Here is an 11,460-nt window from a genome sequence, read left to right on the forward strand (position 1 = left end):
AATAACACGTCATTTACTGAAAGACACCTGGAGCATTAATGGAAGAAAGTAAGCAGCTTAAGAATGCTGGACTGAAAATTACTTTACCGCGTTTAAAAGTATTACAAATTCTGGAGCAATCGCCCAATCATCATTTAAGTGCGGAAGGTGTTTACAAGGCATTATTAGAAACAGGGGAAGATGTTGGCCTCGCGACGGTTTATCGTGTATTAACACAATTTGAGGCAGCAGGATTAGTTACTCGTCATAATTTTGAAGGGGGACACTCAGTATTTGAATTGAGTCAGGGAGCCCACCATGATCACCTGGTTTGCATCAAATGTGGGTGTGTTGAAGAATTTGTTGATGATATTATTGAACAAAGACAAAAAACAATAGCTGAACGCGCACATTTTCAGATGACCGATCATGCATTAAATATTTATGGGATATGTCCTCGGTGCCATAAAGGCGAATAAAACATCCGTAGTTTTATTTTTCTTTTCTTCTAAGAAGAAAATAGGTCTTTATATCACCAATTCCTTTCATTTCCAAAGTTCCTCGTGGTTCAACAACGAATTCATCTTGGAGCATAAACGCCATTTTTTCCGAGATTTGGATTTTATTGGGGAGAGAGGTTTCTTCCAGTCGGCTGGCTAAGTTAACCACGTTCCCCCATATGTCATAAACAAACTTTTTATGACCAATTATCCCCGCAATGACAGTACCATAGGTGATGCCAATGCGAAGTTGGAGTTGCATCTGATTTTCTTGATTGAATGTCTGCATTTTTTCCAGAATAGCTAAAGCATAATTCGCAATGTTGATTGCATGTCGTGTTGTTTGTTCGGGAACACCTGATACAGCCATATAGTTATCACCAATGGTTTTAACTTTTTCTATATGATATTTTTCGGTAAGTTTGTCGAGTTCAGCAAATAATAAATTTAAAATATTTACTGTTTTTTTTGCACCTAATTGATCAGTTAACTGAGTAAAATTAATAATATCTGCAAACATAACACTGGCTTGGGAATATTCATCTGCAATATCTTCTTCTCCCATTTTCAAGCGTGAGGCAATCGACTCTGGCAAAATATTCAATAATAAAAGATCATTTTCCTCATTTACTTTAGATAATGTTTTTAATGCATGAATGATAAAAAAGAGCATAAGCAGGGTTGATAGAACTGAGAGAACAAGCGCTAAAGCAATAATTTTTGACATTTCAAGATCAATTTTTTCATTGAGTAAGAATGTTCGAGCATTTATGTGAGTAAAAAACTCCTTTAGGGGTTTCATCACTTTTAATTTTGCTTGCAAATAGTCATCGCCAAAAACCATTTGTTGGGCTAACTGGCGATTTGGTTTTCCAATAATTGTGTAATTCCCTGATTTATCGGGATATTTTCCTTGAACCAGATTCATCGCTTTGATTTCAGTTTCTGCAAGTTTTTTGCTTTCATTCTCAGCCTGAGTCAGTAAGGAGAATTCTTTTAGAGTAAAACGATGCTCCAACATCATTGCCGCTAATGATTTTGCTGGACCATAAGGTTGAGGTCGTTTATCACCAATGACCAAATCCCAATACAACTCGTCATAATTTACAGGGCGAGGAGAGGTACCATTACGTATCGCCAGAGTTTCATTATAGTGATCATAGTACTTTTTTTCACCAGTGATTACGTAAAGACGAGACAATTCAGTTAAATCATCAGAGCTCTGGCGAAGTTGGTTCGCTAATGTAAACAATTGATAACGTTCCTCTCCATCGATAACTTCCTGAACAGCAATGTGTTTTAATAAAAACAAACAAAGGATAAGACTCACAAGCGTGATTGCTAGAAAGAAGAAAAAATAGTATAGAAGACGTGTATCTTTAAGATGGAGTTTTCCTAGCACGTTTAACCCGTTTTGGCTTATCCACTTATATTGAGAATAGCTCATTTATAATACTTGAGCTATTTCTAATAACTAATTTTAAATGCTATTCTTTAATGAAGAAGATATCTGTTTCTTAGGGAATTTTTAGGACAAGCTCAGACTTGATCCTTAACTTAGTTCAGGGATTAGTTCATGAAATTGTTATTTTTAGGGGCGGGTAGTGGTATCGGAACGGATTTCGGAAACTTTCAATCAAACATGCTACTTTTTACGGATAGTGGTAAGAAACTATTGATAGATTGTGGCACGGATATCCGTTTTTCATTAACTAAAGCCGGATATCGTCCTCAAGATATTGATGCAGTTTATATTAGCCATTTACATGCCGATCACATAGGGGGTATCGAGTGGTTTGCCTTTCAACGTAAGTTTGCTTCTTCCAATGGATCACCTCAGTTAATCATTCATAAAGATTTAGTTCATCGATTATGGGAGCACAGCTTGAGTGGAGGATTGAAAACACTTGATGATAGAGAGGCAATTTTAAGTGATTATTTTGTGGTGCATTTGGTCAAGGATGAGCACATTTTTAATTGGGAAGGGGTGAGGCTAAATTTAGTGCAAACTATTCATATTTACTCGAACAAGAAGTTGATGCCAAGCTATGGTCTGGCCATTGGTTTTAAAGGGAAAACTTTTTTTATCACGACTGATGCACGGTTTACTCCAGAGCGTTTTGAAAAATATTATCGAGATGCAACGCTTATTTTTCACGATTGCGAAACTATGGAAACTCCCAGTGGGGTACACTCTCATTTCAATCAGTTAGCTGCATTGGATCCCAAAATTAAAGCAAAGCTCTGGTTATATCATTACAATGATGGCGAGTTACCTGATGCTAAAGCGTATGGTTTTGCTGGTTTTGCCCGTTGTGGCCAGGAGTTTGACCTTACTTAAGGATAATTATTCATTGAAGACATTCAATAAAAAACAAGAACTCTGCAAATACCACTTTGAGCGCACAATTAAATAATAAAAACTCCTGTTTCGTCTTAAAATTTTATGTATTTCATTGATATAATGAGTCTCCTTTAGAATAGTTTGATATGGATATTTATGTGGATTGTATGGATTGCACTTTCGCGACCTTACACGTTTATTGTAATGGCTTTAATGCTTCTCATTATTGGGCCTTTAGCAATAATGCGAACTCCTACAGATATCTTTCCAGACATCAATATTCCTGTTGTGAGTGTTGTATGGAGTTTCACTGGTTTACCTCCTGATGAAATGGGTAACCGCATTACGAGCGTGTTTGAGCGTGCGGTAACGACTACAGTGAATGATATTGAACATATTGAGTCTGAATCACTCATTGGCGTCAGCGTGGTCAAATTGTTCTTCCACCCTAATGTTAATGTCGACATGGCTTTGAGTCAGGTCACGGCAATTGCACAAACGATGTTGCGTAATTTACCGCCAGGGACTTTACCACCATTAATACTGAACTATAAGGCATCAACAGTTCCTGTGTTACAACTTGTATTGTCGAGCGCTACAATCCCAGAACAAAAGTTAAATGATTTGGGGAATAACTTTCTTCGTACGCAACTTGCAACAGTCCAAGGAGCCGCGTTACCGTATCCTTATGGAGGAAAAGTACGCCAAATTCAGGTTGATTTGGACATTCCAGCGATGCAAACTTATGGAGTTTCTGCACAAGATATTAATAATGCAATTCTTGCACAAAACCTTATTATACCTGCAGGAACACAAAAAATAGGTCAGTATGAATACATAGTTAAATTAAATGGTAGCCCGCTTTCAGCAGTTGCTTTAAATGAAGCGCCGGTTAAATCTACCCCAGGTCGAGTTTTATATATCCGTGACGTTGCCCATGTTCGAGATGGATTTGCACCACAAACCAATATAGTGCGAGTTGATGGACAACGGGCAGTAATGATGTCTGTTCAAAAAACAGGGAGTGCATCCACTTTAGACATTGTACATCGAGTTAAAGCTTTATTGCCTAAAGTTAAGGAAATGCTCCCTGCAGGACTTAATTTATCGTATTTTGCGGATCAATCAATCTTTGTGACGGCCGCTATCCGGGGAGTTATTACTGAAGGTGTAATTGCTGCGGCATTAACGGGACTTATGATTTTACTCTTTTTAGGCAGCCTGCGTAGCACTTTGATTATCACTTTGTCGATTCCCTTATCCATTATTGCATCGATTACTATTCTTTCTGCTTTAGGGGAAACAATCAATATAATGACCTTGGGTGGTTTAGCGCTTGCTGTAGGTATTTTAGTTGATGATGCTACAGTTGCTATTGAAAATATAAACTGGAATCTGGAGCAAGGTAAGGAAGTAGAACAAGCTATTCTTGATGGTGCGAAACAGATTGCAATCCCTGCGCTTGTATCAACTTTATGTATTTGTATTGTTTTCGTACCAATGTTTTATTTAGGGGGAGTGGCTCAATATTTATTTGTACCTTTAGCTGAAGCAGTAATTTTTGCCATGCTTATGTCTTATATTTTATCCAGAACACTTGTTGCTACTTTGGCAAAGTATTGGCTACACAAACATGAGCCATCTGAAGAGAAAAATAAGGGTCGTTTTTCTCGCCTCCATGAAGCATTCGAGGAAAAATTTACGGTATTACGTTTGCGGTATTCTGAGTCATTATCTTGGGTATTGAATAACGCTAAAGTTTTTATTCCCAGTTTTCTAGCTTTTGTGGGTATTTCAATAGTATTGCTCTGGCCTTGGCTTGGTTCGAATTTTTTCCCTGACGTCGATGCGGGGCAAATTAAATTACATATTAGTGCCCCGACAGGAACTCGCGTAGAAGAAACGGCGCGCACTGTGGATAATATTGATACAGTAATTCGGCAGGTTATACCACCCAGGGATTTGGGAAGTATTGTTGATAATATTGGTTTGCCGGTAAGTGGGATTAATTTATCCTACAGCAATTCAGCAACGAACGGCCCGGAAGATGCAGACATTTTAATTTCCTTGAAAGATGGGCATAGACCCAGTGCGGATTATGTGCATCAATTAAGATCTGTCCTAAGGGATCATTTTCCACAAGTTACGTTCGCATTTTTACCCGCAGATATCGTAAATCAAATTATTAATTTTGGTTTGCCTTCGCCGATTAACATTCAGGTTATTGGCTTAAAAGAAAAAGACAATGCGCATTATGCGAATAGCCTAATGAATCAGTTAAAACGAGTTCCAGGACTTACTGATGTGCGCATAAGACAATCTAATAATTACCCTGAATTTTTTGTAGATGTCGATCGTAGTTTGGCAAAGGAACTCGGATATACACAGCTCAATGTCGCTACTGATTTGTTGGTTACCCTGTCGGGTAGTTTTCAAACTACACCTACCTTCTGGTTGGATCCTAGAAATGGGGTTTCTTATCCGATTGTTACCCAAGCACCGCAATATGTGATGACTTCATTAAATGATTTGCTTAATGTTCCGCTTGGAAGTTTAACCATGCTACCTGGCCAGCAGCAAATTTTAGGTTCTATTGCAAAACTAAAACGTATGGTGACTTCGGTTGTTGAGTCACATTATAACGTTCAGCCAGTGATTGATATTTTTGCTTCTATCCAAGATAGAGATTTAGGCTCAGTAACCAAAGACATTCAAAGAATTATTAGGGACACGCAAAAAGATTTGCCTAAAGGCTCATCTGTAGCGATTCGTGGGCAGATTGATACTAAAGAACATGCATTCAATGGATTGTATTGGGGATTAGCATTCTCAATTTTGTTAGTTTATCTGCTGATTGTTATTAACTTTCAATCTTGGACTGATCCCTTTATCATTATTACCGCATTACCTGCTGCTATTGCTGGAATTACCTGGATGTTATTTATTACCCATACTGCATTAAGTGTGCCTGCCCTAACAGGAGCAATTATGTGTATGGGGGTTGCAACAGCAAATAGCATTCTCATTATCAGTTTTGCTCGAGAGCATCTTGCAACTGAAAATAATCCAATGCAAGCAGCGCTTGAAGCAGGAAAGACCCGTTTACGACCTGTAATGATGACTGCATTAGCCATGATAATTGGTATGTTTCCTATGGCACTAGGGCTTGGGGATGGTGGGGAACAGAATGCTCCATTAGGAAGGGCTGTAATAGGCGGGTTATCTTTTGCAACAATGGCTACACTCTTTTTTGTCCCAGCAGTTTTTTACGTCATTCATCAACGCAAATTGAAAAGGAAGCAAGGGAAGGAACATGCTTAAAACAATTCAATCACATATAAAAGATCCCAAGCATAGACGACTTGTTATCGCTATTACTGCTTTTTTATTTATTGTTTTGGTGATAATTATTTTTCGTGTTTCTGCAGCGATCAGTTTACGTAATGAGACCCTTGCGGCGGCTGTTCCTGTAGTTCGGGTGATGACAGCAGAGCAAGAGAAAGGAGAGGACAAAATTATTTTACCAGGCAATGTTCAAGCCTGGCATGAGTCACCTGTTTTTGCACGTGCTAATGGTTATATAAAAAAATGGTATGTAGATATTGGCAGCCATGTGAAACAAGGTGATTTACTGGCTGTGATTGAAACGCCTGAGCTTGATGCACAAGAGCGTCAAGCTCGAGCTGATTTGAATACCGCAATAGCGAATAATCAATTGGCACAAATTACTGCGAGACGTTGGCTTAATTTAGTAAAAACGAAATCCGTTTCCCAGCAGGAAACGGACGAAAAAGTGAGCGCGGCTGCAGCCTTGGAAGCGGCGATGTTTGCTGCAAAGGCTAATTTGCAGCATTTGCAAGAGTTAGTCGGTTTTCAACGTGTCATAGCGCCTTTTGATGGAGTCATCACGGCTCGAGCTACTGATATTGGTGATTTAATTGACGCTGGGAGTAGTTCAACAGCACCCCCCTTATTTCGTATTGCCCAAACAAAACCTCTGCGAATATATGTAAAAATTCCCCAGTATTTTTCTTCTCGAATTAAACCGGATATGACCGTAGAGCTTCATTTTGCGGAGCATCCAAAGCAAGTTTTCCCTGCCAAATTATTTGAAACAGCACAAGCGATTGATCCTAAGACGCGTACTTTACTTGCTCAATTTGTTTCTCCAAATAAAAATGGAGAATTGTTTCCTGGAAGTTATACTGAAGTTTGGTTTACTTTGCCTATTCCCCCTAAAACAGTCATATTACCTGTCAATACTTTGCTTTTTCAGGCACCAGGATTACAGGTAGCAACATTAGATAAAGACAATAAGATTGTCTTAAAGTCCGTTACTCTTCGACGTGATTTTGGTTCAAAAGTTGAAATTGCCACCGGAGTATTACCCGGTGATCGAGTTGTACTTAATCCACCGGACGCAATTAGGAATGGGGAAACTGTGCGAGTTGTTTCATGAAGCAAGTGCAAGAAGAAACCAAGAGCAGAAGTAGATATGTGAAGTCACTGGAGAATTCGAGCGCCGTATTAACAAAGCAGTTTTTCGCTGCAGCATGGCTGGGGAAGAAGTCTATTTGTCTAAGTGTTCTCATTTTTACATTAATGGGCTGCTCTTTTGCTCCAAAATATCATCGTCCTGCCATGCCAATTCCCGAACATTTCAAGGAACCAGGTCAATGGGTGGAAATTAAATCTATACCACGAATTGTTGCCCCAGATGGTTGGTGGCAGGCTTTTCATGATCCTGTATTAAATGATTTGGAAAACCAACTAAATCGTGCAAACCAAGATTTGAAATTGGCTTACGCTCATTTTCAGGAGGCGGCTTCATTAGTACAAGTTGCTCGCTCCTATTTTTTTCCCACGATTCAAGCATTATTCAATGCCGATAGACAGCAAAATTCACGAACGGTTGCGAATCCAGCAGCCACATCTGTTTTTAATCAATTTCTGCTGGGTAGTTTTCTCTCTTATGAGCTGGATGCGTGGGGAAGTATCCGAAATTCGGTTATTGCCAGTGAGCGCAGTGCGAATGCAAGTGCAGCAGATATGGCTTCAATTCGGTTGAGTTTGCAAGCAGAGCTTGCGAATAATTATTTTGCATTAAGAGGCAGTGATGAAGCGCAACAGATATTGGATACGACAGTTGTTGCCTATCAACAAGCCCTTTATTTAACAAAAAATCGTTATCAAGGAGGGGCTGCACCTATAGCTGATGTTGATGAAGCAGAAACGCAACTGGAGAATGCAAAAACCCAGGCAGAGGACATGCGGTTACAACGAGCTCAGTTTGAACATGCAATCGCGGTATTAGTTGGAGAAGTACCGAGTAACTTTTCCTTGCGTCCGGCTAAATCACCTCATGTTTTTCTAGCAATAGCGCCAAATGTGCCATCAACTATTCTGGAAAGAAGACCTGACATTGTTGCTGCAGAATCACGGGTTCAGGCTGCAAATGCAAATATTGGTGTAGCGCGAGCTGCTTTTTTTCCCGCGCTTGAATTAACGGGAAGTGCTGGTTTTCAAAGCCGAACCCTAGCAAATCTCATCTCCAAACCAAGCCTTTTTTGGTCACTTGGCCCTCAGAGCTTATTGTCCTTAAGCCAACCTGTAGCACAAGTAACACTTTTTGATGGCGGGCGATTACGAGGTTTATTAAATCAGGCTAAAGCCCAGTATTTTGAAACAGTTGCTGGGTATCGACAAACAGTATTAACTGCATTCCAGGAAGTAGAGGATAATTTGATTGCGATTCATCAGCTAGACAAAGAATACCGGACTCAAAAAGCAGCAGCGCGGGCGGCGAAACGGGCCTGGGATCAAGAGTTGTATCGGTATAAAGGGGGACTCGTAACTTTTCTGGAGGTCGTGGTTGTTGAAAATACTGCATTACAATCAGAACTTTCATTAGTCAACATCCGCACTCGCCGGCAAGTTGCCAGCATCCAGTTAATTAAAGCTCTGGGCGGTGGTTGGTCTTTAGATATAGGCAAGAAAAAAACTAAAGGAGCACTTTATTCTAAGCCACGGTAGAAAGATGGGATAAAGGTAGTCCCTTGAGCCTTTATCCTAATCAAAGGTTTTGTTGTATTAATCAAGATTAATAGTATAAGAGTAGCTGCCCATACCATCGTATACTGTATCAATATAGCGAATTCCGTTGCACGAAGCGCTAACAGTCGGATGGTTCATCAAGGGGCCATCTTTAATATCAAGAACACACCAATTCTCGGCATCATAAGCAACAGTAACATGAGCATAACCGCTGCGACATGCAAATGAGTCTCTGATTTCAAAACTGCGAGGACCAATTAATTGAAGTATAACGTCCTGATCGTTAAATCCACTGACAACATAGATACCAGGGTGGGACGCGTCACTCAAACGAAAATAATCTTTATAACCACACCATGATTTATTATCGGCGTGAGCATTCATCATCATCACGCTACTCGCAGCCAATACCATCCATTTTTTCATAACAAAACCCCTTTTTTTATTAATAAATCCGCTGCGATTATAGGGAAGTATTGAATACAAAACAATCACTCTGCTGCAATACCTTCAGTGGCCTATTTAGGTTGGCTCCATAAGCAGGGACACACTGTTGATGACAAGTAATTTAAGATACAAGTTACGGAACAGGCGGAAAATCTAGTCTCTTGATATGTGTGATATTCGGTAATAGAGCACTATTTTTTTGGAAAATACATTAATGATCATATGACTTAAACTTATTATTAATTTCTAACTTTATAAAAAAATGGTCTAGAATAATCTACAGGAAGGAAAATTTTAAAAACAAAAAAGAGAGGGGAAACTATGAACACTCTGAAAAAAATAGCAGTTGTAAGTATTTGTTTTGCAACACTTGGCTTACTAAGCTCCTGTGGCACAGTTCACGGTTTTGGAAAAGACGTATCCAACGTTGGCAAAGATATTCAAAGAGCATCACGATAATTTCTTCTTTTACTCCCTACAGCTGCTGCTGTGGGGGGATTAACCTCCAAGCGGCAATAGCTACATGAACTGTACGTGGGTGTGAAGCGACCATCGTGTTTTCATCTGAACACCAGGCAATGGGGCGAATATAAGCATCCTGCAAATTGTTCCGTTGAATCAATTCATTAGTAATTGAATCCAGTTCATCAGTGGTATAGGGAATTTCAAATCCTAATACTTTAGCTGAATGATGTAAGCGTTTATTTTGCTCATGCAGCTTAAAGATTTTGCCATTATAGGCACGCTCACCTTCAACAACGGCACTGGCATAATACAATCCATGAGTCAAAATAGGAATCTGTACTTCGTCCCAAGGGATAAATTGTCCATCCATCCAAATCACCCCTTTATCTTCCTGTATAATGGATAGTTTCCCTTTAACTAATGCGATGATATCCTCATCGGTAATATCTTTTTGAGTAGTGCCCAATAGTTTTAATTTTTTAAACAATTCAACAAAGTGCTCATCATTGACCGATATGTTTAAAGCAGATAATTTATTACGAAACGCAGCGCGGCCAGAATGTTTACCCATGCTCAAAGTTGATTTGGAAAAACCCACCGATTCAGGTGACATAATCTCGTAGGTGTCTCGGCACTTCAGCATTCCATCCTGATGGATGCCTGACTCATGAGAAAATGCATTGTCACCCACAATGGCTTTATTTTTTTGCACGCTAAAGCCACTGGCTTTTTCCACTAATTGAGAAATAGCAGCAATATGAGTAGAAATAACATTCAGGATAAAAGGAAACTGGTCTTGTCTCGTTTTAATGGTCATCACAATTTCTTCTAAGGCTGCATTCCCCGCGCGCTCACCAATACCATTAATCGTACATTCAATCTGTCTTGCACCTGCGCTAATTGCTGCCAAAGAATTAGCAACTGCCAACCCCAAATCGTTATGACAATGTACCGATAAAATAGCCTCATCAATGTTAGGAACTTTGTTTTTTAATATTCTAATTAAATGAGAATACTCATTCGGTGTGGTGTATCCTACCGTATCAGGAATATTAATTGTTCGAGCACCAGCATGAATTGCAATTTCAACTGCTCGTGCCAAAAAGTCGATTTCAGAACGTGTTGCATCCATCGCAGACCACTCAACATCATCGCATAAATTTCTTGCAAATCGTACAGAAGACTCTATCACTGTTAAAGCTTCATCGTGAGTCATTTTGAGTTGATGCTTCAAATGCAAGTCAGAAGTGGAAATGAAGGTATGTATTCTCGGTTTGACAGCGTCCTTAATGGCTTTAGCAGCTGTTTCGATGTCCGCTGTTTTTGCTCGTGCCAAACTCGATACCGTAGCATTTTTGATTCGTTTAGATATCTGCTTAATACATTGAAAATCACCCTTCGAGGCATAAGCAAAACCTGCTTCAATGACATCAACGCCCATATCATCAAGGGCGCTGGCAATTTCAATTTTCTGCTTTACTGTCATGGTAGCTCCAGGAGCTTGTTCGCCATCTCTTAAGGTGGTGTCCAGAATAATGATTCTGTCGGTTACATCTGAATTCATTTTAATTTCTCCGAAGAAACTAATTAATAATATTTCTCAGTGTTTAATTCAGCATACCTAAGCACAAAAAAGAGTTCAAAAAAACCTAATGAATTTGCCATGGTGGC

General features: G+C 39.4%; 9 protein-coding genes. 6 read left to right on the forward strand and 3 right to left on the reverse strand.

What is annotated here, in order from left to right; all coding sequences use genetic code 11:
• Positions 1-38 precede the first annotated feature (38 nt).
• Positions 39-458 carry a ferric iron uptake transcriptional regulator gene (gene fur, locus Lpar_RS06215; RefSeq protein WP_058517125.1) on the forward strand — a complete coding sequence of 140 codons (420 nt, stop codon included), beginning with the start codon at positions 39-41 and terminating at the stop codon, positions 456-458.
• Between the two features lie 13 nt (positions 459-471).
• Here fur and Lpar_RS06220 read toward each other — a convergent pair whose 3' ends face one another.
• Complete coding sequence (locus tag Lpar_RS06220; protein WP_237759354.1) at positions 472-1,926, reverse strand: adenylate/guanylate cyclase domain-containing protein; 1,455 nt, start codon at positions 1,924-1,926, stop codon at positions 472-474.
• 129 nt (positions 1,927-2,055) lie between these two features.
• Between Lpar_RS06220 and Lpar_RS06225 the strand changes: the two genes are divergently transcribed.
• The 4 genes from Lpar_RS06225 (at position 2,056) to Lpar_RS06240 (ending at position 8,856) form a co-directional block, all read left to right on the forward strand.
• The gene (locus Lpar_RS06225; protein WP_058517126.1) at positions 2,056-2,820 is read left to right on the forward strand and encodes an MBL fold metallo-hydrolase; all 765 of its coding nucleotides are present in this window, start codon (positions 2,056-2,058) and stop codon (positions 2,818-2,820) included.
• Positions 2,821-2,979: 159 nt separating this feature from the next.
• Positions 2,980-6,144, forward strand: a complete 3,165-nt coding sequence (locus Lpar_RS06230) for an efflux RND transporter permease subunit (protein ID WP_058517127.1) — start codon at positions 2,980-2,982, stop codon at positions 6,142-6,144.
• Positions 6,137-7,282: an efflux RND transporter periplasmic adaptor subunit gene (locus Lpar_RS06235; RefSeq protein WP_058517128.1), complete on the forward strand. Its 1,146-nt coding sequence runs from the start codon at positions 6,137-6,139 to the stop codon at positions 7,280-7,282. The genes Lpar_RS06230 and Lpar_RS06235 overlap by 8 nt, the downstream gene beginning before the upstream one ends.
• Positions 7,279-8,856, forward strand: coding sequence for an efflux transporter outer membrane subunit (locus Lpar_RS06240; protein WP_237759355.1), 1,578 nt, complete (start codon positions 7,279-7,281; stop codon positions 8,854-8,856). The genes Lpar_RS06235 and Lpar_RS06240 overlap by 4 nt, the downstream gene beginning before the upstream one ends.
• Positions 8,857-8,913: 57 nt before the next feature.
• On the opposite strand, the gene Lpar_RS06245 is transcribed toward Lpar_RS06240, so the two are convergent.
• Positions 8,914-9,303, reverse strand: a complete 390-nt coding sequence (locus Lpar_RS06245; RefSeq protein ID WP_058517129.1) for a hypothetical protein — start codon at positions 9,301-9,303, stop codon at positions 8,914-8,916.
• Positions 9,304-9,645: 342 nt separating this feature from the next.
• On the opposite strand from Lpar_RS06245, the gene Lpar_RS18450 reads away from it, so the two are divergent.
• Entirely contained in the window at positions 9,646-9,783 is a 138-nt protein-coding gene (locus Lpar_RS18450) for an entericidin A/B family lipoprotein (RefSeq protein WP_069683517.1), read from the forward strand.
• Positions 9,784-9,799: 16 nt separating this feature from the next.
• On the opposite strand, the gene Lpar_RS06250 is transcribed toward Lpar_RS18450, so the two are convergent.
• Positions 9,800-11,353: a 2-isopropylmalate synthase gene (locus Lpar_RS06250; protein ID WP_058517130.1), complete on the reverse strand. Its 1,554-nt coding sequence runs from the start codon at positions 11,351-11,353 to the stop codon at positions 9,800-9,802.
• Positions 11,354-11,460 lie beyond the last annotated feature (107 nt).

Origin of the sequence: Legionella parisiensis (assembly GCF_001467945.1) — a bacterium.
GTDB lineage: Bacteria > Pseudomonadota > Gammaproteobacteria > Legionellales > Legionellaceae > Legionella > Legionella parisiensis.